The sequence below is a fragment of the Leptolyngbya sp. FACHB-8 genome (assembly GCF_014695575.1).
In the GTDB taxonomy this organism is placed as follows: Bacteria; Cyanobacteriota; Cyanobacteriia; order Elainellales; family Elainellaceae; genus Vacuolonema.
Genome location: NZ_JACJOO010000047.1, coordinates 77478 through 102457 on the forward strand (window position 1 = coordinate 77478; position 24980 = coordinate 102457).

Annotated in this window: 25 protein-coding genes and 1 tRNA gene; 11 read left to right on the plus strand and 15 right to left on the minus strand. The window is 53.4% G+C overall.

All coding sequences use genetic code 11. The annotated features are described in order from the left end of the window. Positions 1-43 precede the first annotated feature (43 nt). Positions 44-955 (plus strand): S1 RNA-binding domain-containing protein, encoded by a 912-nt coding sequence (locus tag H6F91_RS09970; protein ID WP_190770607.1) that lies wholly within the window; start codon positions 44-46, stop codon positions 953-955. Positions 956-1097: 142 nt separating this feature from the next. Here H6F91_RS09970 and H6F91_RS09975 read toward each other — a convergent pair whose 3' ends face one another. Beyond that, positions 1098-1997, minus strand: coding sequence for an aminoglycoside phosphotransferase family protein (locus H6F91_RS09975; RefSeq protein ID WP_190770606.1), 900 nt, complete (start codon positions 1995-1997; stop codon positions 1098-1100). 483 nt (positions 1998-2480) lie between these two features. Here H6F91_RS09975 and H6F91_RS09980 point away from each other — a divergent pair, with 483 nt between their 5' ends. The 3 genes from H6F91_RS09980 to H6F91_RS09990 all read left to right on the plus strand — a co-directional run bounded on the left by H6F91_RS09980 (position 2481) and on the right by H6F91_RS09990 (position 5284). Next, the gene (locus H6F91_RS09980; RefSeq protein ID WP_190770605.1) at positions 2481-3428 is read left to right on the plus strand and encodes a sulfurtransferase; all 948 of its coding nucleotides are present in this window, start codon (positions 2481-2483) and stop codon (positions 3426-3428) included. 56 nt (positions 3429-3484) lie between these two features. After that, a complete protein-coding gene (locus H6F91_RS09985; protein ID WP_190770604.1) occupies positions 3485-3706 on the plus strand; it encodes a hypothetical protein in 222 nt (73 codons plus the stop codon). A gap of 63 nt (positions 3707-3769) precedes the next feature. Further along, positions 3770-5284 carry an FAD/NAD(P)-binding protein gene (locus H6F91_RS09990; protein WP_190770603.1) on the plus strand — a complete coding sequence of 505 codons (1515 nt, stop codon included), beginning with the start codon at positions 3770-3772 and terminating at the stop codon, positions 5282-5284. A gap of 337 nt (positions 5285-5621) precedes the next feature. Here the strand turns inward: H6F91_RS09990 and H6F91_RS09995 are convergent, their stop codons facing one another. Continuing rightward, positions 5622-6923 carry a hypothetical protein gene (locus H6F91_RS09995; protein WP_190789306.1) on the minus strand — a complete coding sequence of 434 codons (1302 nt, stop codon included), beginning with the start codon at positions 6921-6923 and terminating at the stop codon, positions 5622-5624. 92 nt (positions 6924-7015) lie between these two features. Continuing rightward, positions 7016-9214 (minus strand): single-stranded-DNA-specific exonuclease RecJ, encoded by a 2199-nt coding sequence (gene recJ / locus H6F91_RS10000; protein ID WP_190770601.1) that lies wholly within the window; start codon positions 9212-9214, stop codon positions 7016-7018. A gap of 307 nt (positions 9215-9521) precedes the next feature. Between recJ and H6F91_RS10005 the strand changes: the two genes are divergently transcribed. The 3 genes from H6F91_RS10005 (at position 9522) to bchB (ending at position 13433) form a co-directional block, all read left to right on the plus strand. Continuing rightward, a complete protein-coding gene (locus H6F91_RS10005) occupies positions 9522-10229 on the plus strand; it encodes an SDR family oxidoreductase (RefSeq protein WP_190770600.1) in 708 nt (235 codons plus the stop codon). Between the two features lie 104 nt (positions 10230-10333). Continuing rightward, the gene (gene purM, locus H6F91_RS10010; protein WP_190770599.1) at positions 10334-11359 is read left to right on the plus strand and encodes a phosphoribosylformylglycinamidine cyclo-ligase; all 1026 of its coding nucleotides are present in this window, start codon (positions 10334-10336) and stop codon (positions 11357-11359) included. Between the two features lie 547 nt (positions 11360-11906). Beyond that, positions 11907-13433, plus strand: a complete 1527-nt coding sequence (gene bchB, locus H6F91_RS10015) for a ferredoxin:protochlorophyllide reductase (ATP-dependent) subunit B (protein ID WP_190770598.1) — start codon at positions 11907-11909, stop codon at positions 13431-13433. A 68-nt stretch (positions 13434-13501) separates the two neighbouring features. Here the strand turns inward: bchB and H6F91_RS10020 are convergent, their stop codons facing one another. The 6 genes from H6F91_RS10020 to petC form a co-directional block, all read right to left on the minus strand. Further along, positions 13502-14476: an alpha/beta hydrolase gene (locus tag H6F91_RS10020; RefSeq protein WP_190770597.1), complete on the minus strand. Its 975-nt coding sequence runs from the start codon at positions 14474-14476 to the stop codon at positions 13502-13504. A gap of 408 nt (positions 14477-14884) precedes the next feature. Then, entirely contained in the window at positions 14885-15616 is a 732-nt protein-coding gene (locus tag H6F91_RS10025) for a hypothetical protein (protein ID WP_190770596.1), read from the minus strand. Next, on the minus strand, positions 15598-17151 hold the full coding sequence (locus H6F91_RS10030; protein ID WP_190770672.1) for an NAD(P)H-hydrate dehydratase: 1554 nt from the start codon (positions 17149-17151) through the stop codon (positions 15598-15600). The genes H6F91_RS10025 and H6F91_RS10030 overlap by 19 nt, the downstream gene beginning before the upstream one ends. A gap of 150 nt (positions 17152-17301) precedes the next feature. Further along, positions 17302-18255 carry a hypothetical protein gene (locus H6F91_RS10035; RefSeq protein WP_190770595.1) on the minus strand — a complete coding sequence of 318 codons (954 nt, stop codon included), beginning with the start codon at positions 18253-18255 and terminating at the stop codon, positions 17302-17304. 374 nt (positions 18256-18629) lie between these two features. Then, positions 18630-19613: a cytochrome f gene (gene petA / locus H6F91_RS10040; protein ID WP_190770594.1), complete on the minus strand. Its 984-nt coding sequence runs from the start codon at positions 19611-19613 to the stop codon at positions 18630-18632. Positions 19614-19668: 55 nt separating this feature from the next. Continuing rightward, positions 19669-20208 (minus strand): cytochrome b6-f complex iron-sulfur subunit, encoded by a 540-nt coding sequence (petC, locus tag H6F91_RS10045; RefSeq protein ID WP_190770593.1) that lies wholly within the window; start codon positions 20206-20208, stop codon positions 19669-19671. A 194-nt stretch (positions 20209-20402) separates the two neighbouring features. Between petC and H6F91_RS10050 the strand changes: the two genes are divergently transcribed. After that, positions 20403-20714: a DUF3067 family protein gene (locus tag H6F91_RS10050; RefSeq protein WP_190770592.1), complete on the plus strand. Its 312-nt coding sequence runs from the start codon at positions 20403-20405 to the stop codon at positions 20712-20714. A 274-nt stretch (positions 20715-20988) separates the two neighbouring features. Here H6F91_RS10050 and H6F91_RS10060 read toward each other — a convergent pair whose 3' ends face one another. The 3 genes from H6F91_RS10060 to H6F91_RS28255 form a co-directional block, all read right to left on the minus strand. Then, entirely contained in the window at positions 20989-21324 is a 336-nt protein-coding gene (locus H6F91_RS10060) for a tRNA-binding protein (RefSeq protein WP_190770590.1), read from the minus strand. Positions 21325-21476: 152 nt separating this feature from the next. Next, entirely contained in the window at positions 21477-22277 is an 801-nt protein-coding gene (gene tatC, locus H6F91_RS10065; RefSeq protein WP_190770589.1) for a twin-arginine translocase subunit TatC, read from the minus strand. A gap of 204 nt (positions 22278-22481) precedes the next feature. Further along, entirely contained in the window at positions 22482-22607 is a 126-nt protein-coding gene (locus H6F91_RS28255; protein WP_277874374.1) for a hypothetical protein, read from the minus strand. A gap of 134 nt (positions 22608-22741) precedes the next feature. On the opposite strand from H6F91_RS28255, the gene H6F91_RS10070 reads away from it, so the two are divergent. Next, positions 22742-22814 (plus strand) — tRNA-Phe (locus H6F91_RS10070). A gap of 47 nt (positions 22815-22861) precedes the next feature. Here H6F91_RS10070 and H6F91_RS10075 read toward each other — a convergent pair. The 3 genes from H6F91_RS10075 to H6F91_RS10085 form a co-directional block, all read right to left on the minus strand. Then, a complete protein-coding gene (locus H6F91_RS10075; protein WP_190770588.1) occupies positions 22862-23041 on the minus strand; it encodes a hypothetical protein in 180 nt (59 codons plus the stop codon). 177 nt (positions 23042-23218) lie between these two features. Next, the gene (locus H6F91_RS10080; RefSeq protein ID WP_190770587.1) at positions 23219-23410 is read right to left on the minus strand and encodes a hypothetical protein; all 192 of its coding nucleotides are present in this window, start codon (positions 23408-23410) and stop codon (positions 23219-23221) included. A gap of 62 nt (positions 23411-23472) precedes the next feature. Beyond that, positions 23473-24072 carry a 3'-5' exonuclease gene (locus H6F91_RS10085; RefSeq protein ID WP_199307731.1) on the minus strand — a complete coding sequence of 200 codons (600 nt, stop codon included), beginning with the start codon at positions 24070-24072 and terminating at the stop codon, positions 23473-23475. Between the two features lie 308 nt (positions 24073-24380). On the opposite strand from H6F91_RS10085, the gene H6F91_RS10090 reads away from it, so the two are divergent. Both H6F91_RS10090 and H6F91_RS10095 read left to right on the plus strand, forming a co-directional pair. After that, positions 24381-24659 (plus strand): BrnT family toxin, encoded by a 279-nt coding sequence (locus H6F91_RS10090; protein ID WP_190770586.1) that lies wholly within the window; start codon positions 24381-24383, stop codon positions 24657-24659. Then, positions 24622-24900, plus strand: coding sequence for a BrnA antitoxin family protein (locus H6F91_RS10095; RefSeq protein ID WP_190770585.1), 279 nt, complete (start codon positions 24622-24624; stop codon positions 24898-24900). Before H6F91_RS10090 ends, H6F91_RS10095 begins: the two co-directional genes overlap by 38 nt. Positions 24901-24980: the final 80 nt, after the last annotated feature.

Consider the following 24980-nt stretch of genomic DNA (forward strand, 5'->3'; position numbering starts at 1 on the left):
TAGATTAGGAGTTCAGACTTATTGCTGCTCATGGGAGGTCCGCGTGTCCTTTTCCTCTGACGATTTTGCCAAAGCCCTGGAACAACAGCTCTACGACTTCAGCAAAGGGCAAGTCGTGCGGGGGCGGCCCTTTAGCTACGAGTCCGACGGGGTGTATGTCGATATTGGTGGTAAATCTGCGGCGTTTTTGCCCGCTAGTGAAGCCGGATTGCGGCAGACGACCGATCTGTCTCAGCTAGTTCCCCTCAACGAAGAACGAGAGTTTCTGATTGTCCGCGATCAGGATGCTGATGGTCAGGTGACTCTGTCAATCCGCCAACTAGAGCTACGGAGCCTGTGGAAGCGCCTGGCAGAGATGCAAGACACCAAGGAAACCATTTCGGTGCGGGTCAGTGGTGTTAACAAGGGCGGGGTGACGGTCGATGCAGATGGATTGCGGGGCTTTATCCCGCGATCGCACCTGGTCGAGCGCGAAAACCCCGAAGCTCTGATTGGTCGAGCGATGACAGTTAGCGTTCTGGAAGCTAATTCCAGTACTCGTAAGCTGGTGCTGTCGCAACGAAATGCGTCTCAGGCCGCTAGCTTTGGCCGCTTGCACGAAGGCCAGCTCATTTCTGGCAAGATTTCGGGAATTCGGCCTTTTGGGGTGTTTGTTGATTTTGATGGCAGTTCGGGGCTGCTCCACGTCAACCAGATCAGCAAAAATTATGTGAGTTCGGTGGAGACGGTATTCAAAGCTGGACAGCCGATTAAAGCGATCATTTTGGAAATCGACGATATCAAGCGGCGCATTTCCCTGTCGACGAAGCAGCTAGAGAGCTATCCCGGCGAAATGCTGGATAACTTTGATGCGTTGATGGCAGAAGCAGAATCCCGGATGGAGAAGCTGAATCAATCGAAACCCAGCGCTCCCGCCGAGGTTGCAGAACCAGCAGATGAGGCTGAGGCCGAATAGGGTTGCAGATACGACGGATGAATTGCCAGGGTTAGTGACTGGATGCGAGACACCCGGGGTTTTTAGAAACCTCGGGTGTCTGAGCTTTTGCTATCCAAGAAGCGCAGGTGTCTATTGGCTTGAGTTGTCTTACGATCGCCGTTTATGAGGGGCGATCGCTCCCCTGATACCGATCGCGCAACCATTGCAGTCGGCGTTCAATGCGTGGTAGCCGCTCAGGGTTGGGATGTTCGCGGTACAAAATAATTGACCAAACCAGAGCCACCAAGGTGCGGGCTTCAATGCAGAGATCGAGAGCCTCTGGGTCAAAAGAACCATAGCCTTGAAGGGCGGCTTCAGCTTTGTCCTGATCGACGCCGAAGACGTGAGGCGCGGCAACCAGGGAGGCTAAATCCCATTCAATTGGGCCGATGAAGGCATCTTCCCAATCCGTCCACAAAACTCCATCTGACGTGTTCAGGACATTGCCTGAATGCGGGTCACCATGAAGGGGTTGCATGGACAAGTTTTGCAGACGAGGTTCTAGAGATTGGCTCACCTCCACAAGGAGAGCGGCATCGGCTTCAGCAAACGTTGATTCTGCAATTAGTCTGGTTAAAATTTCGTGGCCTTCTCGGATGAGAGCGAGGTAGGGTAGTTCTCCTGGGAAGTGCTTCAGAGCGGTATGGCATTGCCGTAAAGCCTGCCCTGCTTGGGTGGGGTCAAACGGTTCGGGTAAAACCTGCACAAATTTCCAAAAGCTGAGGATAAAGCCATCGTGATAGTGTGGCCCGGGCTTGAGGAGGGTAGTGGGAGGAATGATAGGAGCCTCGTGGGTCATTAGATGTTGGGCGATCGCCACTTCACGGGTGAACCACGCATCACCCTGACGAATGGTGCTCGTGGAGCCCATTACCCGGGCAACGACTGGTGTTGGGGAGAGGTGGGCGATGATGTTGCTCTGGTTTTGCAGGGTGATTGCCCGCTCGAATTGCAACCCCTGGTTACGGGCGATCGCGCTAGCTGCATCCAATGCCCTTTGCAATCGCGCATTCTGGCTCATGCGGTGTTTACCCTTCGTGCGTTACCTCACCAATTTTGGCAGAACGGATGAGGACGTAGTTTTGTTGACATCATGGGAGAGTAAGAGGACATCTTGCACCCTCCAGTAAAGATAGGAAAACGGGTTAGCCCTGAAAGCTTTATGGCAGTGGCATTGCATGCAATGTCATTGCCATAAAGCTTTCAGGGCTAAAAACTGTGCCAACGCATAATGCAGACTCGTAGACCCAAATAGGGGCTTAGGTTCGTTTCGATAGTGATCCCAGTGCAAATTGTATCTGTCCGAATTGCAATTGTATTTGAATACAAGTAAGATGCATTGTTAACGCTGGAAAACTTCACGGACTAGGCGATGGGTGATGTCTCCACCCTCGCCCTCCTTCCTGCTTTTGCGGCCTATGGGTCCACAAATTTTTTAGCAAAGGTGTCAGAATCTCACCTCTGCTCGCATTCATCCCCTAACAAGTCCAAGCAAACTCACTCTATGAATATCCGTTGGAAGCGCTGGATTTCTCAGCTCACGGCTTTTTTTGTGTCTGTCGTTGTGGCGATCGCCCTCATCCCTGCGCTAGCGACATCGGGTCAAGCCGCAACTACTCTGGAGTACGTCAGCCCGCAGTGGCTCTCAGAGCATGCAAACGATCCGCAGCTGAGAATTCTGGACGTGCGCATGAATCCGTTGGACTACATTCAAGGCCATGTTCCGAATGCTGTTCACATTGCAGACAATACTTTCCGTGGTCCTAATGGTCGTCTGCCTATTCAGTACTGGGAGCAACAAAAGCTGCAATCCCTGTTCCGTCAGGCCGGGATTTCTGGGGATAGCCAGGTGGTTGTTTACTCCGAAGGCAACAATATCTTGGGGGCGACCATGGTGGCATACCTGCTAGAGCGCAGCGGCCACGACAAGATTGCAGTTCTGGATGGCGGCTACAAAGGTTATGAAGGGGCAGGTTTACCCCTGACTAAAGAGTTTCCGCAGTATGCGCTAGGTAACTTTGAAGTGCAGGACAACACCTCTACCCGGGTAACCCTGAATGACATTCGCCAAGCCATTGGCAACCCCAACATCACAATTATTGATCCCCGCCCACCGGCTCTGTTTTCGGGTGAGCAAAACTTGTTCATTCGCAACGGGCATATTCCTGGCGCTAAGAATATACCCTGGCCCACCTTTACGGTTGGTGAAGCCAACTTCCACCAGCTCAAGCCTCTCAATGAAATTCAGGCTCTGCTCGACCGCCGTGGAATTACTCCCGATGACGACATCATTGTTTCCTGTAGCACGGGCCGAGAAGCGACGCTGCAATACACCGTTCTGAAGCACCTTCTGGGTTATCCCAAGGTGCGCGTCTACGAAGGCTCCTGGACGGAGTACTCTGCTCAGCCTGATCTGCCGATTGAAACTGGCCTCGATCCGGAAAACGTTTAAGCCAATTTTTCTCGTGGGGTTGCCGATGAAATCCGAGTTGGCAACCCCGCCCCCCTATGGTTGCTCCCGATAGTGCTCTGGAGGTAAATGCCGTGCTGACTCCGTTGTTCTTGATAGGTGGTGTGTTGACCGTTGTTAGTATCTGTAGTCTGACATTTTGGGCTTCCCAGGAGGCGGGCTATGGCTATAGTGTGGCTCCTTCCTTGCAAGCCTGCGAACCGACGAGTTCTGACACACCCGCAAGCCCCCCCGATACTTCTGAGGCCGATCCGTCCTAACGGGTCGAGGTCTCATCCATCTGCATCGTTTTTGTTCTTTGCACTGTACCAGGGGAATTTCGCATGATGCCGTTTGAAGCGTTTGAGCAATCGACCACATCGGTGCCGACAGTCGCCATTATTGGTGGTGGATTCAGCGGTGCCATGGTTGCCATGCACCTTCTGCGAAGGGCTCGGGTACCGTTGTCGATTTACTTGATTGAGCGTCAATCCCAGGTAGGCCAGGGTGTTGCTTACAGTAGCCCCCTTGATTGTCATGTCATGAATGTGCCCGTGGGAAGCCTTCGGCTTATGGATGATGAAGATGGGACCGTGGGCGATCGCCCCGACTTCCTCACCTGGCTGCGGGAGGTTGCCGGGCTCGCCTCTGTGACGGCTGAAGATTTTGTGCCCCGCTACTGGTTTGGGCGCTATGTGCAAGCGTCACTCCAGGCCGCCATTGCCCAGCGCCATGCTAATGTGCAAATTTCTGTGATTCAAGATGAGGCGATGCAGATTTCGGTGGGTGATCGCTATGCCACCCTGCACCTACAACGGGGGCAACGGCTACGGGTCGATCGCGTCGTCCTGGCTCTAGGGAATTCTCCTCCAGCCTCACTTCCCATCGATAATCTGGCGTTTCACAACAGTGCGTCTTACATCGAGTCAGGGAGGAGTGATGCCCTGGATTCTGTATTGTCCCAACCCTCGTTGCTGCTGGCGGGTATGGGTTTAACTGCCGTGGATTGGGTAGTAGCATTGCATCAGCGAGGCTATACCGGGACGATTCATGCCCTTTCGCGGCGGGGGTTGCTACCCCAGGTGCATCGCATCTCCAGTGCAGCGCAGGCCGCCCAATCGTCAATGCGGTTGGTTGTCCCTCAGGAGGGTGAGGACACCTTGCTTGCCACATTGCCCACGACGGTGCGAGAGTTGACCCAATGGATACGGCAGCGAGTAGCGATCGCCCAATCCCTCGGCTATGACTGGCGTCCGGTCTTTGACAGTCTGCGCCCCTACACCCAATCCCTTTGGCAACACCTTCCCCTAAAGGAAAAACGGCGCTTCCTGCGGCATCTGCGCCCCTATTGGGATAGCCATCGCCATCGCGTTGCTCCCCAAGTGTATGAGGTGGTGCAATCTTTACGTCGTTCCGGTCAACTTCAGCTTCATAGAGGGCAGCTACAAACCTGTGAGAATTCGGATGCAGGGGTTGTGGTACGATTCCGTCCTCGCGGGCAAACTCATTCAGAAACCCTGACGGTCGGAGCAGTGATCAACTGTACCGGTGCTCAGACGAACTATCGGGAAATCCATCACCCGCTGATTCGCTCGCTCATGCACCAGGGGTTAATGCGCACAGATGCGCTGCGGCTAGGGCTGGATGCCGCACCCAATGGGGCTGTAAGGAATAGGAACGGAGTACCCTCCTCCTGGCTCTACACCCTCGGTACGGCCTGTCGGGGGCAGCTGTGGGAAACAACGGCGATCGCTGAAATCCGTACGCAAGCAGCGGCTCTGGCCACTACCCTGCTGCTTCCTCAGGGGGGGATTGTGCCTTCCCATGGTTCAATGATTCGCATTACCCATCCTGCCTGACCCTTTCCGGTTGCTGCCCCTTCTTAACCTTAGTTCGGGATAAGCTGAAGTGCTCATTTTGGCGTGCGCAAAGCGCACGCCAAAATGAGCGTTTTCGAGTGCCGCGCAACGCGCGGCACTCGAAAACGCCCTTAACTCGAACTCAGGTTTCTTACAGCCCCAGGTGCTTAAAACCAGGAGGATGACTACTGAAGAGGTGCATTCTGTGCACCTCTTCAGCAGTTTGTTCTGGGCGATCGCGTTTGTAGCCTTGGCCTGGATGGTTAGGACATGCAGTAGGAGCTTTGCTCCTACTGCATGTCCTAACCATCCAGGCGATATAAGAGGGCCGTCATAATTAACCGTGCCCCCGATAAACGGCTTGCAGGATGCCCAACCAATCCTCATCCCCCATCACTAAGCAGGCCAGCAGATCGTATTGCCACTCGTAAAGGGGGGCATCCTGCCCGATACGGGCGTGAAGTTTGTGGGTTTGATCAATCCAGCTAGCGGCTTCCTCGGCCTCTTCCAGTAGCCAGGTAGCGAGGGGATGCTCCCAGTCGTGAAGGAATTGCTGCATGAGGTTGCGATCGCCCCCTCCCACGAGCTGCGCTGGAACCCCAGTCATATAGAGCTGATTGTCTGGGGGAAATTCGGGGCCCTGCAAGGCTGAAACGTTCAGGGTTTCCCACTGAGGAGCTATTAGGGAGGGCAGCAGGCCAAAGGTGTACTGCTTGTTCGCTTCCAGGGAAATACCACCAATGTCAGGTGGTCGGTTGTGCTGCGTCAAAAAGTCGTAGAGTGCCTGGAAAAACGGCTGGATGATTTCACGGGCTATGACGTCGCAGAGGCGATCGCCCACCTCTGAAAAGTCTGTTTCTTGCAGAAGGATCTGCTGTTGATGTAGCAGAATTGCCTGGCTCAGGTCGTGCTGGCTGCGATCGTCCAGGCAGAACCAGACGGTAGTGCCGAGGTGATCCTTGAGCTGGCGTTCAACGTCAACAGGATCGAGGGTGCTGGAAGGCGGGGCGACGGTGGGTGGATGGCTATCCTTTCTGTGGCCCTCTGGCTTATTCTCACGAATGAAATTTGAAGTTTGGTCGGCGAGTTTTTGTTGAAGCTCGGCAATTTGCCGGTCTTTTTGAGCGAGTTGGCGTTGAGGATCGGGACGGTTTTGAAGCTGAAGGCGGAGATCCTGTAATTGTTGTTGAAGTTCGGCAATCTGGCGATTTTTGCTAGGGAGAGTAGACCCTTCCTCGGTGCGGGCTTGGAGCTGGAGGCGAAGTTCTTCGATGTGGCGACGCAGGTCAGCAATTTGGCGGTCTTTTTCGGCGATCGCCTTTTCTGCCGAAGCTCCTGCCGCCAGTTGTTGCCACAGCTCCTCCGTTTCCTGCTGGAGAGCCGCAATCTGCTGGTCTTTTTCGGCAATGACCGTCGCCTGTGACGCCTTTTGAAGCTGTTGCCCCAGTTCTTCGTTTTTCTGACGCAGGGCGAAAATCTGCTGTTCTCTCTCGGTCGTGACTGTAGCCAAGTCGGCTTGAGCCTGGTGCAAGGCTTCGAGCTGCTGGTGCAAGTGGGCGATTTCTTCGTCTTTTTGGGCGATCGCCTCCTGATGGTTCGCTGTCTCTAATAGCTGTCGTCCCGCTTGAGGTTCCGGCAACGGCGTCCCCACACTACCTGGGTCTGGGTATTGGCGACGGAAGGTTTCGATTTGCTCCTGTAGCGCGGCAATTTGCTGATCCTTTTCAGCAATTAAACTGTCTTTTTTTTTATCCAGTCCTCCTTTTCGGCCAGTTGCAGGGCATGGAGGGCTGATTGCATCAGATTTTCGTAAAAGGGCTGATTGAGGTCAACCAGTTCGGCCTCGCTACCCTGGCGGGTAAGTCGGCCAGTCGTTTGTTTCGGTGAAATGGTGAGCAAGTTGCCTTCCGCGTTGTAAATTTGCAACTCGCGGCTGTTGCCCTGAGGAACGACACGGCATTGATAACGGCGGCGGCTAAAGATAAAGGGGACGCCGGGCAATTCAGGTAGGGGTGGGGGGGAGGCAGTCTGGAGGATGGCTGAATTGACGGATGCATGCGTCGGGACGGAGGTCAGGGGGAGGGATGGCTGAACGGCACGGGAACGGGTTGGAGGTTGTAGGATGCGTTCGGGCACGTAGCCTTCGGGAAGGCGCATGCCCACGAGTTCGAGTTCTACGTTGCGGGTGCCGTTCCACTCGTTGAGGCGAAGTTTGTAGGCAATATCCAGGCGACCGGGTACTGGGCAATACTGGCCCCAGCGCCAGCCGATTGCCTTCAACGCAACGGGAGCACCATCATCTTCCACCACCATTAATTTCATATGGGCGCGGGTTTGACCCATGCACTGCTGCTCCACAACTCGTACGTTGGGTGTCCAAAAAACAGGGTCACAGTTTTCAATGCCGCAAGGTTGCAGGTGGTCAATCTGCTGGTACAGCTCCAGAGTGATGTCCTGAAGAGAGGCTTGCACATCAACATTAACCAATGGCTTCAGGTGTTCGGGTTCCAGGTGTTGGTTGGCGAAGGCAATGAGATGCCGTCGCATCTCTTCCAAATTCTCTGTTTTAAGGGAGAAGCCCCCAGCTGCTTTGTGCCCACCGAAGCGCTCCAACACAGGCGCACAAGCTTGTAGCGCGTCAAAGACGTTGAATTCAGGAATACTGCGGGCAGAACCGCGCACATGGCTGGGGTCATTCTCCTCAAAGGTTCCAATGAACACGGGTACGCCATAGCGCTCTACCAATCGGGAGGCGACGATGCCGATGACGCCATGATGCCAGCCAGGTTGTACGAGAAGGAGAACGCGATCGCTCAATAGATCCGGCTTTTCGGCCTCAATGGCGGCGATCGCCTGCTGCTCAATCAACTCACACAACCGCTGGCGCAACTGGTTAATTTCTTCGCACTGCATTGCGCGATCGAGGGCAACACCAGGGTCATCGGTTGTGAGCAGATCAATCACAATTTGCGGATCGGCCAACCGTCCGACGGCATTAATCCGGGGCCCCAGGCGAAAGCCAATGGCTTCAGGCTTCAACGCTCCATTGCCCTCATTCACTCCAGCCACCTGGCTCAAGGCTCTGACTCCCGCCAGTCTGGATTGGGGTAACAGCGCTAGCCCTCGCCGCAGCCAACGACGGTTGACCCCGGTTAACGGAGCCAGGTCAGCAATGGTGCCCAGGGTAAAGAGTTCCAGCAATGGAGCCGCGATGTCTTGCGCCTGCATAACCTGAGCCAGGGACACGGCCAGCAGGTAAGCCACACCTACCCCCGCCACGCCTCGAAATGGCGAATCAATGCGAATCAGTTTCGGGTTAAGGATGGCATCCGCGGGAGGTAGGGTCGGCGGAACGTCGTGGTGGTCGGTGATGATGACCGTGAGGCCCTGTTCTCGGGCATAGGCGACCGGATCAACGGCTGCAATGCCGTTATCCACGGTCAGGATCAACTGCACCCCATCCTGTTTAAAGTCATCTACAATGCGGCGGTTAATCCCGTAGCCTTCTTGCATCCGGCTGGGGATCGCTTGAATCACCTTGGCCCCTAAGGCCCGCAATGCCCGTAGCAGCAGGGCGGTGCTGGTCATGCCGTCAGCGTCATAGTCGCCGCAGATGCCGATGGTGCGCCTGTTGGCGATCGCCTCCTTCAACAGCTCCAAGGTCTTGGGCAGATCAGGAAACTCGTCCAGGGGGGACGGCAAAACCTGTAACTCGGGCTGCACAAAAATTTGAGCCGCTTCGGGCGTATCCATTCCTCGATTGAGCAAGACCTGCCCCAGCAACGGTTCCAGGTCTACCGCTGCGGCCAATCGCCGGGCCTGTTCAGGTTGGGCAGGGGCAATGCGCCAGCGTTGATCAGGAAGACGGCGATCGCGGCTCAGGTCAGAAGCAGGCTGTTCAGCAAAGGAGGACGAGGGAGACACAGGCATTCCGGCAGAGTGGACGGTAGGTCAATGATAATAATAGGACTCCCAACCGAGTAGTTAGCTTCAACAATTTTCGTTTTGTTTTTGTCTGGGCTTACGCATTTGTGTTGTGGGTGGGGTGCGAAGCACCCCACCCACAACACAAATGCACTACGGATAGTAGGCTTGCGTAAGTCCTGTTTGTTCTTGGGATGTGCCCTTCTAAGGTGCGTCTCAAGAACAAAAAGCAGCGGCATCTTCTACGGGAGCTGTCTTAGAATGAAGCATTCCAACTGGATGTAGAAACCCTACGCTTCAGGAGGCGCAATTTATGTCCCCCGTCGATCGGATCGCTGTTGTGACTGGGGCTAACCGTGGCATTGGTCTAGAAACGGCCCGCCAGTTAGCTCAGCATGGTATTCATGTCATCTTGACCAGTCGTGATCAGGATAATGGCATTGCGGCGGCAAAAACGCTTCAAAGCGCTGGGCTACCTGTGACGCCTCAGGTACTCGATGTCGCCAACCCAGCCAGTATCCAGTCATTGGTCGATTTTTTGACGGCAGAGTTTGGCGGTGTTGATATCCTCGTCAACAATGCGGGGGTTTATCTCGATAACGGCCTGACTGGTTTGAACGTGCCAACAGAGATTGTGCGGCAGACCCTGGAAATTAATACCTTGGCTCCCCTCCAGTTGAGTCAGGCCGTCATCCCGTTGATGCGCCAGCGGGATCGGGGCCGCATTGTCAACGTGTCATCCGGAATGGGTGCTTTGACGGATATGACCGGTAGCTCTTTGGCCTACCGCGTCTCGAAAACAGCGCTAAACGCCATCACCCGTATTCTGGCCGATGAGCTATCGGACACCAATATTTTGGTCAATTCTGTTTGCCCCGGTTGGGTAAAAACGGCGATGGGTGGGGAGAGTGCCCCCCGTAGCGTGGAGAAGGGTGCCGATACAATCGTGTGGCTGGCGATGTTGCCAGATGGGGCACCCAGTGGGTTATTTTGGCGCGATCGCGAACCCATCGCCTGGTAGTCCATTCAGCAAGGGGATTTTTCGCCCGTGTCTCGCACGAAAAATAACTTTCAGGCCACCCCAACAGGATAAAATGACATCCGGCTAAATTCCGGAATAGAGCAATGGATTATCGCGAGGCTGGGGTTGATGTAGAAGCGGGGCGTGCTTTTGTGCAGCGCATTCGCAATTTGGTGAGCCGTACCCACCGCCCAGAGGTGATGGGCGGTATTGGTGGCTTTAGTGGGCTGTTTCAATTACCGACTGGCTACCAGGAACCCGTGCTGGTATCGGGCACCGATGGCGTCGGCACCAAGCTCAAACTGGCCCAGCAACTCGATCGCCATAACACCATTGGCATCGACCTCGTCGCCATGTGTGTCAATGACGTCCTCACGTGCGGTGCAGAGCCTCTGTTCTTTCTGGATTACCTGGCTACGGGCAAGCTCAACCCTGAACAACTCGAAGGCGTTGTTGAAGGGATCAGTACGGGATGCCAGCAGGCGGGCTGCGCTCTGTTAGGGGGTGAAACGGCTGAAATGCCAGGTTTCTATCAACCTGGAGAATATGATCTCGCTGGATTTTGTGTCGGGATTGTGGAAAAGAGCCGCATTCTCGATGGTTCTCAGGTGCAAGTGGGAGATGTGGCGATCGGTCTTGCCAGTGCCGGCATCCACAGCAACGGCTACAGCCTGGTGCGGAAGATCGTAGAACTCAGTGGGCTAGGACTGGATCAAACTCCTGCCCAACTCAACGGCACATCCCTGGGTGATGCTCTCCTGGCTCCTACCCGTCTCTATGTCCAGCCCATTCTTGCCGCACTTCGGGCTAACCTTCCCATCCACGGCATGGCACACATTACGGGTGGCGGCCTCCCCGAAAACCTGCCTCGTTGCCTTGGCCCCGGCCAATCTGTACAGGTTGCTTCTGATACCTGGCCTGTCCCTCCTGTCTTCCAATGGCTTCAGGAAACGGGCTCTGTGGAGACTCTGGAAATGTTTAACACCTTCAACATGGGAATTGGCTTCGTCGTGTTGGTACCCCCGGCCAATGTCTCCACGACTCTTGAATTTTTCAAAAACCAGGGGTTGGAAGGCTGGGAAATGGGTTCTGTGATTGAAGGCTCAGGGGAATTACAGTTCACCACCTGATCCATACGTTTGTGTGGAGAAACCATTTGAGGGGCTGTGTGAAAAGTTGATTTTTCGCATGCTACACATATGAAAAATCAACCCTTAGGATCGTGTATTGAATAACCTGTAATTCTTTTTGTGGGAGGGGCGGCAAAGCCGCCCCTCTCACAAAAAGAATTACAGGTTGTTTTATTTGTGATCCTTAGCGGGCTTTTTCAAACAACCTCTCATCGATGTCCATAGGCAGATGGGGTTCAGTCAGGATTCCCCTGCCCTACGTAAACCATCATTAAGAATCCCTGCAATCTGTAACTGAACAAAGCTTTGGGGTATTTGCCTCAAAGCTTTGTTTTCTAAGGATCTCAGCTAGCTTGAAGAGGCTTTTTTGAGGGCGATCGCCCCTTCCCCTCTCTCTTCACCTTTTCCGCATCTCTGCGACAATCACAACAGTCCTTCAATCTTCCACGCGGTTCCGTGGCGGCGATCGCCGCGAAGCAACACGGAACCTCACCTCCATCTCAACCTCCCGGTCACGCAACCATCATTTGCAGGGAGATCCTCATATATGAAATTGGCTTACTGGATGTATGCCGGACCGGCGCACATCGGCACCCTCCGCATTGCCAGTTCCTTTAAGAACGTCCATGCCATCATGCACGCGCCCCTGGGCGATGACTACTTTAATGTCATGCGTTCCATGTTGGAGCGGGAACGGGACTTTACCCCCGTTACGACCAGCGTGGTGGATCGCAACGTGCTGGCTCGGGGTTCCCAGGAAAAGGTGGTCGACAACATCACTCGCAAAGATCAGGAAGAAGCGCCGGATCTGATTGTGCTGACTCCCACCTGCACCTCCAGCATTCTGCAAGAGGATTTGCAGAACTTCGTAGATCGGGCGCAGATGGACGCCAAAGGCGACGTGATGCTGGCGGATGTAAATCACTACCGCGTCAACGAACTTCAGGCCGCCGATCGCACCCTGCAACAAATCGTTCAGTTCTACATCGAGAAGGCTCGCAAGAAAGGCGAACTGCCCGAAGGCAAGACGGAGCGTCCTTCTGTCAATATCATTGGCATTTCTACCCTGGGTTTCCACAACAACCACGATCGCCGTGAACTGATTACCTTAATGCGGGATCTGGGAATTGAAATCAACGCCATCATTCCCGATGCTGCGTCTGTGCATGAGTTGAAACATTTGCCTCGTGCCTGGTTCAACCTGGTGCCCTACCGCGAACTGGGTCACATGACCACGGATTACCTCCAGCAAGAATTCGGCATGCCCTCTGTGGACATCACTCCCATGGGGATCGTGGAAACCGCTCGCTGCATCCGCGCCATCCAGAAGGTGCTGAATGAGCAAGGCGCCACGAAGGATTACGAGAGCTATATTGACGAGCAGACGCGCTTTGTCTCCCAGGCCGCCTGGTTCTCCCGCTCCATCGACTGCCAAAACCTAACGGGTAAGCGAGCTGTGGTGTTTGGTGACAACACCCATGCTGTTGCCATGACCCGCATCCTCGCTCGCGAAATGGGGATCAAGGTGGTGCTGGCAGGAACTTACTGCAAGTACGACGCCGAGTGGTTCCGGGAACAGGTAGAGGGTTATTGTGACGAGGTGCTAGTCAGCGATGACAATGCAGCCATTGCGAACGCGATCGCCCGCTTAGAACCCGCTGCCATCTTCGGTACTCAGATGGAACGCCACGTTGGCAAACGCCTGGATATTCCCTGCGGTGTGATTGCCTCTCCAGTTCACATCCAAAACTTCCCGGTGGGCTTTACTCCCTTCCTGGGCTACGAAGGCGCAAACCAGGTAGTGGATCTGGTTTACAACTCCTTCACTCTGGGCATGGAGGATCACCTACTGGAGATCTTCGGCGGTCACGACACGAAGGAAGTGATTACCAAGGAGATGTCGGAGACGACTGATCTGGCCTGGAGTAAAGATGGCCTGGTAGAGCTGAACAAGATCCCCGGTTTTGTGCGGGGTAAGGTGAAGCGCAACGTGGAGAAATTTGCGCGCGATCGCCACATCGCCCAAATTACTGCCGAAGTTCTGTACGCTGCTAAAGAAGCGGTTGGTGCATAAAAGCTGCATCTACGCAGAATAAGACACCCGGTGTTTTTGAAAACACTGGGTGTCTTCGTGATCAGCCGCTATTCGTCGACGCGAAATGTATTGCTATAGGCATCATATTTAAAGCCCCTCACGAGCTCTCCTCGACCTCCCGTAATGACCCGCTGACAGAATTGAGTAATAACCTCATTTCCCTCAATACCGAGAAAGATATCGTGGCTACTTCCAACATTCTCAGCGTCGGTAAAATCAACGTAAATTGGGCGTTCAGCGATTAATCTTTCAGCCGTGTTTCCTAAACGAGCAGGATTAATAATGTCAGATGCTTTTAGAACCGCATCACGTTCGTTAATGGTGACATAAATGCGTCTGCTATTAATCAGATCAATCCATGTGTAATGGTTTTTGTTATCTACGTCAGCCTGTTGAAAAATCACGTTGTCAAAGATTCTGGTTTCTCCCCCAAAGATGGGAGATTTAATGAACTCTTGTACGAGAAAACACCCCAGGCTATAACACATAAAGTTAAGGCGAATGCTACAACCTTCGCTGTTGACCCCTTGCGATCGCGACATCGAATTGCGTTCTTCAATATAACGTCCCAATTTTTCTAAGGTGCGATCGAGGGCCAGGCTCGATGCTCTAGCGGCTGCCCGTGCATCACGATACTCATTACTGATGAAACCTCCCTGATTGGAGGGCCAGGAAAAGGCAATGATATTGACGCCGTAGGTCTGCTCAAGCCGACGACATTCCTCTAAATTTCCCCGAAACGATTGATTGAATCCGTGAACATAGAACAACCAATCTGCTTTCAATTCCCCTGCACCAATAGCAGTAATAATACGATTAAATAATCTTTTGCTGGGAACATTCGCTTCATTCATCGCATCCGGTTCTGGCAATAATTCCACTTGCCATCGCTCGTTGCTTTCGTCATGGTTAGCGATCGCTATCCGTAGTTCATCTAAAGAAACCTCATTGGGCTTTTCCCCAAACAAATTCTCGCCAGTTTCCCCTTCATTGATGTTGCGGTTAGTAACAACGACAATCATGGTCAGTTCTCCAAAACTAGGTGGGCAATTCCTGGGCTTTGATTTAGGCTGAGGAGAATTTTCTCATCTTTTTTAGAGCATTAGTTCGGACAGTTTTTCTGAAACCCTTGATTTTGCGTACGCGAAGCGCACGCAAAATCAAGGGTTTCAGAAAAACTGTCCAGAGTATTGTTAGAGATCAGCTTTGTTCTATTTCTTTAGGCGTAGTTCGGTGATGCTGTATCTTGCACGTTTGCTATGTGATCCGGTACAGCAATCCAAGAACCGGATTAGTCCAAACTAAAGTGAATGAACTGGAATCAGATATAGTGCTATGCGCTCAGAACCAGGAAGTTTAGTTTTGAGAAACCGCACTCTGTCCGGTTTCTCAAAACTAAACTGACCTCACCGGATTACATGGGTTGTACGCTACCGCGATAGTATCTGCTCGATGACCTGGGTCAGATGTTTGGGACTACGCAAATGAATTGCTTGTAGTAGCCCTGATTTAACGATGCGGTGGGCACGTTCGTCGGTGATCTTGCCTTCCAAAGCAGTGGCGAGGACATCGGCGGTACGGCCACTACCCGCGATCGCAATGACAGGTCGTCCCTCCTCGACATTCTCGCGAGTATCCAACCAGCTCACCTCGCCGCCGTTGATGAGGAGAGTAACAGAGGGTTCGTCCTGAGCGATCGCCGTCGCAAGTCGAGCAATCCACTCAGACTCCGCCCCCCACTGGGCACCGGGAATCATCAGGAAGTGAGTGTGGTGGGGTTCTAAATAGGCCGCATCCGTGTTGGGTAGAGGTTGATCAGGCAGGGCTACCAGCCCGACCGGAGCCACGCCAAGCAGGGGAAAGGTGCCACGGGTGCGGATACGGGCGCGGCCCATCATGCGCATGATGCCTGCGTCAGTGCCGCCATCGACCACGACGGCGTTGAGGGTTTGAGCCAAGGGGGCCAGCACTTGCACAAATAGGCTGCGAAGGAGCTGCTGATCGCTGGCGCTGATCTGGCTGGCCCCGCCAATTAATACCAGCACTGGACGGGGATGTGGAATTTGCATCAACTCCAGCACGGTATCCAAAGGAGCATCTTCTGGCACCTGCATTGCCACGGCTTTCAGGCGATCGCCAAACGCTACGGTGAGAGGTTCCATTGCAGTGCTGGGATGAGAGAGTGAGCAAGGGTGACGGCATCCACCCCCAATTCCGTTCGCCGCTGGGCTGCCCATCGTGCCGCCTGGGAATGCCACCAGGTTGCGGCTTGAACGGCTCCTTCGGGTGGCATTTTCATCAGCGTAGCCTGAGCCAGCAAGCCGCTCAAGAGCCCGGTTAAGACATCACCACTGCCACCCCGCGCCAGGGCAGGAGTACTTTCAGGATTCACCCAGACTTTCCCCGATTCTGGATGGGCGATCGCCACCCGTGCCCCTTTCAGCAATACAATTGCGCCACTGCTGCGCGCCGCTGCTTGAGCCAGAGCAATCCGATCCACCCCTTCTGCCTGAGGGAACAATCGACGAAACTCTCCTAAATGTGGCGTCAGAATGGTGGGAGCCGATCGCGATCGCACCTCCCAACCCTGCCGTGCCGCCAGAATGTTCAATCCGTCGGCATCCAGTACCAGGGGGCGATCGCTCGCCAGTAAGGCTTCTATAACAGCGGTGGGATGGGGCGTAAGACCAGGGCCACAGGCGATCGTGCTGTAACGACTCAGATCTAAATCGGCGGGGAGATGGGCGATCGCTCCGTCTGTTTCTGGCAAACCGACCACCAGAGCATCGGGCACCTGAGCCACAAGCAACGGCGCGAGGGATTGCGGTACGGCCATCGTGAGCATGCCTACTCCACTGGCCCGGGCTGCTAATGCTGTCAGGATGGCGGCTCCCGGATAGGTGCGCGACCCGGCAATAAGGAGCAGGTTGCCCTGTTTGTATTTGTGCGTGTCAGCGGGACGCGGAAGGGGCAGGAGAGCGATCGCTCCTTCGTTTGTCATTCGCTCCACTTCCGGTTCGCCCACGACGGCCTGCACATCTGCCACGGGCAAACCAAAATCAACCCGCTCGACTGTCCCGATATATTCCAGCGCCGCGTCCTGCATGAACGCTCGCTTCCACAGGCCCAAACAAAACGTATGGGTTGCCCGGATAGCAATACCCAAAACCTCTCCGGTGTCTGTATGGATGCCCGAGGGAAGGTCGATGCTGAGCAGGGGCTTTTGCCAGGTGTTCAGGGTGGCGATCGCGGTAGCGATGGGGTCAGTGAGCGATCGCTCCAGCCCAAAGCCAAACAGCCCATCAATCAAAACATCACAGGTGGCTAACGCTTCAAGGGATGACGCGAATGGAATGGTGAGCGAGCGCGCATAGCGGGCATGGGCATCCGTTAATTCCTTCAACCGCTCAAAGGGGCAATAGATCTGTATGGAATATCCTTGCACGTGCAGTTCCCGCGCTACGACCAGAGCATCGCCGCCATTGTGCCCTGGCCCTACCAACACGCCAAAGGTTGTAGAGGTTGCTGGATAGAGGGCGATGATGCGTTGAGCAACCAACCCGGCTGCCTTTTCCATCAAGGCCGGCACCGGCATTCCCGCTGCAAAGACCCGCGATTCAATGGCCCGCATCTGCTCTGCGGTGACCACAAACCGGTCGAGAATTAATGGTCGGTTGAGGGCGCTTGGCCCTACCATGCCAGGGAAAATGGCCACAGTTCCTCTCTTGGTGGTTGCTAATCGTGGATAGATGTCAAAACACTATCCCATTCCACGCCGGACCTCTGCCGTTAACCAAGCTTCAACACCGATATTTGAAGGCTCAGGCGTCACGTCCACCCCAATCCGTTACCGGCGGAAGTACACTCGCGCATCCATTCCAAAGTCACGGAAATAGTTATTCCACCGTTCTGCGGCGCTACGTCCGTTGAAGGGGCCGACTCGTACATGAGGGCCGAGGGGAGAATCCCGTTCTTCCACTAACCGGGTCAAGCGAAATCCATAGGCCATCCGAACCACTTGTTCACTGATGTCCGCTAGATCCTCATCCGACGCGGGAATCACAATGTAATAATCCCGCCTTGCTTCCTGCGCATCATCTCTAGTCGATCGCTCGCCAGAGGGAGCCGGTTGGTTTTCTAAGGGAGTTAAAGGCTCAAACTCTAGTTCTTGGGGAACGACCGTTGTGGGCAGTTCTGGGATAGGGAACCCCTCGACTTGATTCAGATCCGCTTGTTGATTTAAGTCTGCTTGGGCAACGGGTTGCGGTGCAGGGGTTGCCTCCGCAACGGGAGCGGGTTGCGTCAAAGGAGCCGCAGCCACCACCCGCGATACAATGCCTCGTTCACTCAACCGTTGCACTTGCTGCGTAGCTGCGGCCTCATCACCAAACACTCCAGCCTGAATCAGCGATCGCCCTTCTATCGGTACAATCGTCGCCTCCGGTTCTACCTGCTGCACTTGAGATAACAGTAATGGGCTATCTCCATCTACCACCACAATGTAGGAGCGAATGGTCGGCATCACGGTGCCCATGGGCTGAGCGGGTGCTGCCGTGGTGGGCGGTGGTACGGAAACTGATGGTGTGGAACTCGGCACCCCATAGGGTTGAGCCGGAGGCAAGGGGGCTGGGGGTAATCCATCCACCACCTGCGCGGTGGCGGGTTTTGCCAGAGGTAGCAGGAGAGCCAGCAGGGTTAACCAGGATAGCGATCGCACCGCCAACGAAACACAGCCTGTAGGTTGAGACGCTTGCACCAACCTGCCTGAAATCACCTTAGAACCAAACCGAGGATGTACCATTTTGCCCTAAAGCTCCACACTGACTCTCAAGAGTAGCGGAATTGAAGCAAAATGTATCACGCATCTCTAGCGTCGTCACTCAAGTTTTCTGAAACTTTTCCCCATATTTGGTTGCTGCATCAGCAATTCTCATTTTGAAATCAGGCCCGAAAACTGCGCGCCTTTGGCGCGCAGTTTTCGGGCTTCAAAGCCGAGAGGGCGCGCCCTCTCGGCTTTGAAGCCCATACTGAGAATTGCTGTTGCTGCATTGTCTTATAGCGCTGTGCCTGTTGGTTAAGTATGGTGGTGTGATTAACGTATTTGCATATTGCTATAAATACAAAGACCCCCGGTATTTATAAAAACACCGGGTGTCTGAAACTCAGCGGGTTAACTTAGAAGGACATTTCGGCTTCTTGAACACGCTCGACCTGTTTCTTCTTCAGCACCAGCATGATTTGCGACAGCATCACCGCTGCAACAAAGGCGATCAGACCCTTGATGCGGTTGGGGCTTTGCAGCACGATTTCGGTGTCTTTCTGACCGAAGCCACCCACGTTGGGGTCGTTGGTCAGCGCTTGCCCAGCGGTTACCTCGTCGCCTTCAGAGACGATCAGTTGAGGGCCAGCGGGAATTGCGTCAACCACTTCACCATCGGCAGTTGCGATAGTAACCGCAGCGCTACCGTCAGCGTTTTGAGCGATCGCCGTTACAGTACCCGCCGCAGAGGCGTTGTAAACGGTGTTGTTGCTCTTTTCACCCGTGGGGTAAACCTGACCGCGACCGCGGTTAGCACCCAGGTGAACGGAGTACTTACCAAAGTGGATAGCCTTGTCGCTACCAGGATCGGGAGACAGTACGGGGAATACGATTTCCTCATACTGATCGCCGGGCAGAGGCCCTACGATCACGATGTTGTCCTGGCCTTCGGCATAGCTCGTGAAGAGGTAGTTGGGGCCCACTTCTTCCTTCATTTCTTCAGGAATCCGATCTTCGGGAGCAATCTTGAACCCTTCAGGCAGCATCAGCACGGCACCCACGTTCAGGGAGCCCTTTTCGCCGGTGCTGGTGACCTGCTGAATGCTGTGGTCATAGGGGATCTTGACAACGGCTTTGAAGACGGTATCGGGAAGAACCGCCTGGGGTACTTCGATTTCCGCAGGTTTTGCGGCCAGGTGGCAGTTTGCACACACGATGCGACCCGTCGCTTCGCGGGGGCTGGCGTAGTTTTGCTGTGCCCAGAAAGGATAGGCTTGAGCGGCCTGGGGATGGAGCAGATCGCTGCCGAAGCAGAGGGCGATCGCCGCCAATACCGCCAGGGTTGCTCGGAGGCCTGTTTGAATACGTGCAGGCACAGACGACCAAATTGTTGATTTCATCGGATATCTGTTCTCAACCAGGGGTTTGACAATAAAGATTTGGTACAACGAGAGATTAGGACCACCAGGGATTGTCACCCGTGCGGAAGTCTTGCTCCGTCCAGGGGGTGAGGGTTACCTTGCCGTCCTCGGTCACATCGGAATGTGCCAGAGCCAAGGACAGGGGAGCCGGACCCCGAACCACTTTACCCGTGTTGTCGTATTGCGACCCGTGGCAGGGGCAGATGAACTTGTTAGCACTTGCGTTCCAGGGCACAACGCAACCCAGGTGGGTACAAACCGCGTTGATTGCGTAAGTGGCGATCGCGCCATCTTCTACAACCAGATAGGTGGGGTCACCCTTGAGGCCCTGAACCAGCGAGCGATCGCCCTCTTTATGAGAGGTTAAGTAGTCGCTGACAACAACGTCGTTACCCAGCGCATCTTTGGCTGTTACGCCACCACCCGCGCCACCGCTGGAGGGGGGGATGAAGTATTTCACAACCGGATACAGAGCGCCCAGCGCCGTCCCCGTTACCGCCCCAAACGTGAGGAGGTTCATAAACTGCCGCCGCCCCAAATCAGGCACGTCAGCATTTCCAGAAACTTGAGTCATGATGTGAATCGGATAAGCTACGAAATGGATCGGCAACCGCCGCGATGACCCCTGGTGTTTCAGGCTGAGCCAATATTGGGCACCCTGGCCCATCAGCCGAACGCGGCATTGATTTACAGTCTGTATTATTGCATCTTCTAGATTCCATACGGGTTAAACCCATCGATTGCAAAGTTTTGTTACAGGGGTCGGGCATGACGGGGGAAGAACTTCATCAAATGATCGTGAGTAAATGGGGCTGCTCCTTTGATGTGCAGCTTCGCAAGGTGCAGGGGAAGGTATTTTTTCAGGTGATGTGGAAGTACCTGGAGCAGGCGTCTTTCCCGATGTCAGAGGAGGAGTATTTCGATCATTTGAATGACATCGCCCAATATCTCAACGCCTGGGGCAGCTCTCACCAGGTGCAGGCCTATATTGACCAGACGAGTGAACGCCCGCGCCTCGGTAAGGCCGTGAGTGTGGCGCTAGATTTGGGCGATCGCGCCTCCGAGTGGATGTTGGAATGACGTAAAACCCCAGCCGTTTGGGAAAGGGCGGGTTTTGCCGTCAGGTTAATGGTGAGAAGTGGGAGGTATCTGCTAAACCCGCCCCTACGCCCTATGCCTATAGGTGGCGCGATCGCCCCATCGGTTCCTTTAAGACACAAACCTCCATCCAAATCTGTAGGGGCAGGTTTTGCCGTCAACAGACAACGAAGCCAGGGACTCCCTATCAAACCTGCCCTGACCCAAGAAATCCCACTGTAGCCGATTGCCCTCCCAAGGAATGTCCTCAAACTCGCTACAACACCCGTAACCCCAGTGGCACTTCCCGGTCGGGCTGAATCAGGGCTACTGCTCCACCATCCAGCACCACTCCCAACACCAGCACCTCTGACATAAAATCGGCTACCTGTCGGGGTGGAAAATTCGTTACCGCTAAAACCTGCCGATTCAGTAGTGTCTCTGGCGTATAAAAATCTGTAATTTGGGCACTCGACCTCTTCGTGCCCAGCTCCCCAAAATCAATCCACAACTTATAGGCAGGCTTCCGAGCCTTTGGAAACTCCTCAACGCGAATAATCCGGCCTGCGCGGATTTCGACTTTCTCAAAGTCGGCATAGGTAATCTCAGCCATTCCCCACCTCTCTAAACCATGGCTTACGTATTCTGGTTGTGCGTAGGTTGCTTGGCATCCTACGCACAACCAGAATACGTAAGTCTATAAAGAATAGGGCGTACGCTTTGCGCACGCCCTATCAACACTATTCAAAATATCCTGACGTTTGCCTATTTACCTAGCAGCTTGGTCATTCCAATGCCGCCGAAGTACAGCAGTAGAATTGCCCCTGCCAGCAAGCTCTGAGTCACTGGGTCGGTGGAGGGGGTGAGTACGGCCCCCAGAATGGCCCCGCCCAGGATGACAAAGCGCCAGCCCGACAGCATTTGCTTCGAGGTCACAATTCCTAATAACCCCAGCAGCATTTGAATAACAGGAATTTGGAAGGCCAACCCGGTGCTAAACAGCAGCAGCAGCACAAACTCGAAGTAGCGATCGATTGACCAGAGCTGCTCTACTACATCTGCACCATAGCTGATGAAGAAGTTAAGCGCGGCGGGAATGAGGGCAATGTAGGCGAAAAATAGTCCACCTACAAACAGGAGGCTCGATCCGAGCACGATCGGCCCAATCAGCCGTCGCTCTTTGCGGGTTAGCCCCGGCAGCACGAACTGGATGATCTGATAGAGGACGAAGGGACTGGCTACCAGCAGGCCACTGTATCCCGCCACCTTGATCGACACAAAGAAGTACTCGCCTGGCGACAATTGCAGAAATTTCACGCCCTGAGCGGGGACTTCCAGCAGTTGCACAATGCGATTGACGAAGACGAAGCAGCCAATTATCCCTGCAACGACGGCAATTAAGGCGTAGAAGATCCGCTGCCGCAACTCTTCGAGGTGGTCGAACAGCGACATCTCCACGTCATAGGGGAGTTCGTCTTCGACCTCCGTGTCGGGAGTGCCCTTAGGCGTGGCATCCGCTGGCGGAGGACTGGTCTGAGCAGTGTCTAGTTCGGTCGGCGCAGTCATAGTGGCAGCAGTCTGTGGTTGAAGTCTATTTTAGATGACTTGCTGGGAGAAACCCAGGTCGCCTACTATCTGCCCGGCAATTCTCGCTTGAAGTGGGGTTTTTCTGGGGGCGGGCATCTTGTCTGGCTAAGCGTTGGGCAGGCAAGATGCCTATCCATAAAAGATGTTGTTCTTTAAGACCAAGGGGCAACATGTGAGTTGTGGTTACCCGCCGCCCAAAAAGCTTTTTTTGGCGATCGCTCCCACTCTCCTTCCCCCAATACCGCTCTCAACCATAGGCAGAATGAGGGGTGTGAGGCGATCGCCCTTCCCACCCGCGAGGCATTTCAAAAAAAACTTCCACTTTTTTTTAAAAACACCTTGCAAAATGTTTTGACCCTTTGTTACTATCAGTAAGCGCTCGGGAAACGGGCGCACGAAGCGAAACGCCCTCACCGAAAAGGTTTGACGTTTACTTCATCCCAGCCGGGATAGCTCAGTTGGTAGAGCAGAGGACTGAAAATCCTCGTGTCGGCGGTTCAAGTCCGCCTCCTGGCATTGTTTCAGCGTCTTCACCCGCTGGAAAGGAAAATAGTCGGACTATTTTAGCCTCCATCCTGGAGGTTTTTTATTAACAGTTTGAGGTCATTAATCTTGCTTTCAAAGAAAGCATCATTTTTACCTTTGAAAGGACCTTCTTGCAAGGTTGCATAGACGTGAATAAGCTCACTAGCTAATCCATTAACCAGGTTTTTAAGGCGTTGAATTTCTGTGTCTTTATCCATTTCTTACTTAACCTCATAACCGACACGGAGTAGAGCTTTAAGCCTTCCACCATCTAAAGCAATGGTTACCCTAATCAATCGAGGCTCCCATAGCACTGGATAGGAAAGACGGCCAGGTTCAGGTGTAGCAGTGAAAAACCAATGATTTGCTTTCATAGCACTGCAATGGGTAATAAATTAATCCTCTCGTGGTTCCAGACCACGCTTTATTCGATATTCATCAATGCAGCTATCGAGGGGCCTTTCATTGACGCATTGGTCGAAACTGAGCCTATCCTCAACAAACCAGATGATAGGTGCAACTATCAATGCAATTCCACAACCAACAAACACACCCCAGGCGATCGCTTCAATTTCTTTACTTGACATATACATTTCCTAAGTAATTGTTTGCGAGGCACACAAAGATTCAACTTCATTCATAGCTACAACTAAGCCCCCTCTTGGTAACTTGCCGCCATCCGACGCATGACTGACAATGTGGCTTTGCAATCTCCCAGAGCAGAGTGATCGCCTCCTGGCAGCTTCTGCCAGCGATAATTACCGTGGTAATCGTTCCACTCTCCACACCAGGCCGAATACTGAAGCATGGCGCAATGGATGGAGCCGCCATTGAGAAAAACGCGACATTGCCGCCGATCGCTTGTGGGGAAAGCTAAGTGAATTCCGTATGGGCGCAGCGATTGACGAATCAACTTCAAGTCATACTCAGCGTTATAGATAACTAGGTCTTTGTTCCCTACAGCTTGGAGTATTGGCACTAACAGCTGGGAAAATGTTGGGGCATTTTCTACGTCCTCATCATCAATTCCGTGGATGTCGGTTGCCCGTGCCCCAATAGGGCAGGTGGGCTTTACCAGGGAGTTAAAAAGCGGATAACCTAAATTGCTTAGTATTGCAATTTGCACTATTTCATCTGTACTCCCTAGACCCGTTGTCTCAGTATCAAGAATGCAGAAATTGCTATTTTTTAGCAGTTCATGTGCCCACATCGCCGCTAATTGATGGTCATTTTGTTGGGTCATTACCATGGTTTCCTCCTGTGATGGGTTGCCTGGAGGGGCAACTATTCAAACGGAAAAGTAACTATTGCAGCTCTAAAGCTTCATCTTTCTGAATGAGAGAATGAGGTTTTCAGAATATAGCCAATTGGTTATGTAGTCCAAATCTAGTCCTCATGCTCAGAACTGAGAGACGAGGATGCGATCGCCTTCCCGAATTCGCTGCAAAGTCAATCAAATTGCCTTGCTTGTTGGGAAATAGCAGCTCTATGGCATTTGCTGATTTGAGATGTCATACAAGATAATAGATATACGCTAACTAAGGTATTTAGGCCTTCATGCAGTTTGAGTGGGACGAAGCGAAAAACTTAGAAAACATTCGTAAACATGAGATTGATTTCGCTGATGTTCCTGAGATGTTTGAAAGCCCAATGCTGATTGAGTTGGACGATCGCTTTGACTATGGTGAGGATCGCTGGTTTGGTATTGGGTTTCTAGGCAACGGTGTGGCGGTTGTGGTTTGGACAGAGCGACAAAATGATGTAATTCGGATCATTTCAGCACGAAGGGCAAATCGATATGAGCGGCAAAGACTTAAGCAATACCTCTCGTACTAATTGGGAAGCATTGGAGTCAATGGATGATGAAGGGATTGACTATTCTGACATCCCTCCATTGACTGCAGAGTTTTTTGAGAACGCTACCTTAAGAATTCCTGCACCTCAAGCTCAGCATTTGGTACAGCTTGAGCCCGACATTTTGAAATGGTTTCAAGCTCAAGGTGGAGAATATCGAGCTTTAATCAACTCGGTTTTACGCCGTTACATCGAAAGCAGCGGCGAACAGTCTGTTATTTAGGGGCGTGTGTTTAATAACCTGTCATTTCTTTTGTGATAATGGGAAGCGATCGCCAATCAAAGAACTGACAGCAGTTCTGC

What these genes read in the sequence shown, in the direction of transcription:
- H6F91_RS09975 (WP_190770606.1), bottom strand. Translation starts at nt 1,997, where the DNA reads ATGAGCCAGAATGCGCGATTGCAAAGGGCATTGGATGCAGCTAGCGCG.
- H6F91_RS09980 (WP_190770605.1), top strand. Translation starts at nt 2,481, where the DNA reads ATGAATATCCGTTGGAAGCGCTGGATTTCTCAGCTCACGGCTTTTTTT.
- H6F91_RS09985 (WP_190770604.1), top strand. Translation starts at nt 3,485, where the DNA reads ATGGTTGCTCCCGATAGTGCTCTGGAGGTAAATGCCGTGCTGACTCCG.
- H6F91_RS09990 (WP_190770603.1), top strand. Translation starts at nt 3,770, where the DNA reads ATGATGCCGTTTGAAGCGTTTGAGCAATCGACCACATCGGTGCCGACA.
- recJ (WP_190770601.1), bottom strand. Translation starts at nt 9,214, where the DNA reads ATGCCTGTGTCTCCCTCGTCCTCCTTTGCTGAACAGCCTGCTTCTGAC.
- H6F91_RS10005 (WP_190770600.1), top strand. Translation starts at nt 9,522, where the DNA reads ATGTCCCCCGTCGATCGGATCGCTGTTGTGACTGGGGCTAACCGTGGC.
- purM (WP_190770599.1), top strand. Translation starts at nt 10,334, where the DNA reads ATGGATTATCGCGAGGCTGGGGTTGATGTAGAAGCGGGGCGTGCTTTT.
- bchB (WP_190770598.1), top strand. Translation starts at nt 11,907, where the DNA reads ATGAAATTGGCTTACTGGATGTATGCCGGACCGGCGCACATCGGCACC.
- H6F91_RS10020 (WP_190770597.1), bottom strand. Translation starts at nt 14,476, where the DNA reads ATGATTGTCGTTGTTACTAACCGCAACATCAATGAAGGGGAAACTGGC.
- H6F91_RS10025 (WP_190770596.1), bottom strand. Translation starts at nt 15,616, where the DNA reads ATGGAACCTCTCACCGTAGCGTTTGGCGATCGCCTGAAAGCCGTGGCA.
- H6F91_RS10030 (WP_190770672.1), bottom strand. Translation starts at nt 17,151, where the DNA reads ATGGTAGGGCCAAGCGCCCTCAACCGACCATTAATTCTCGACCGGTTT.
- H6F91_RS10035 (WP_190770595.1), bottom strand. Translation starts at nt 18,255, where the DNA reads ATGGTACATCCTCGGTTTGGTTCTAAGGTGATTTCAGGCAGGTTGGTG.
- petA (WP_190770594.1), bottom strand. Translation starts at nt 19,613, where the DNA reads ATGAAATCAACAATTTGGTCGTCTGTGCCTGCACGTATTCAAACAGGC.
- petC (WP_190770593.1), bottom strand. Translation starts at nt 20,208, where the DNA reads ATGACTCAAGTTTCTGGAAATGCTGACGTGCCTGATTTGGGGCGGCGG.
- H6F91_RS10050 (WP_190770592.1), top strand. Translation starts at nt 20,403, where the DNA reads ATGACGGGGGAAGAACTTCATCAAATGATCGTGAGTAAATGGGGCTGC.
- H6F91_RS10060 (WP_190770590.1), bottom strand. Translation starts at nt 21,324, where the DNA reads ATGGCTGAGATTACCTATGCCGACTTTGAGAAAGTCGAAATCCGCGCA.
- tatC (WP_190770589.1), bottom strand. Translation starts at nt 22,277, where the DNA reads ATGACTGCGCCGACCGAACTAGACACTGCTCAGACCAGTCCTCCGCCA.
- H6F91_RS10075 (WP_190770588.1), bottom strand. Translation starts at nt 23,041, where the DNA reads ATGGATAAAGACACAGAAATTCAACGCCTTAAAAACCTGGTTAATGGA.
- H6F91_RS10080 (WP_190770587.1), bottom strand. Translation starts at nt 23,410, where the DNA reads ATGTCAAGTAAAGAAATTGAAGCGATCGCCTGGGGTGTGTTTGTTGGT.
- H6F91_RS10085 (WP_199307731.1), bottom strand. Translation starts at nt 24,072, where the DNA reads ATGGTAATGACCCAACAAAATGACCATCAATTAGCGGCGATGTGGGCA.
- H6F91_RS10090 (WP_190770586.1), top strand. Translation starts at nt 24,381, where the DNA reads ATGCAGTTTGAGTGGGACGAAGCGAAAAACTTAGAAAACATTCGTAAA.
- H6F91_RS10095 (WP_190770585.1), top strand. Translation starts at nt 24,622, where the DNA reads ATGAGCGGCAAAGACTTAAGCAATACCTCTCGTACTAATTGGGAAGCA.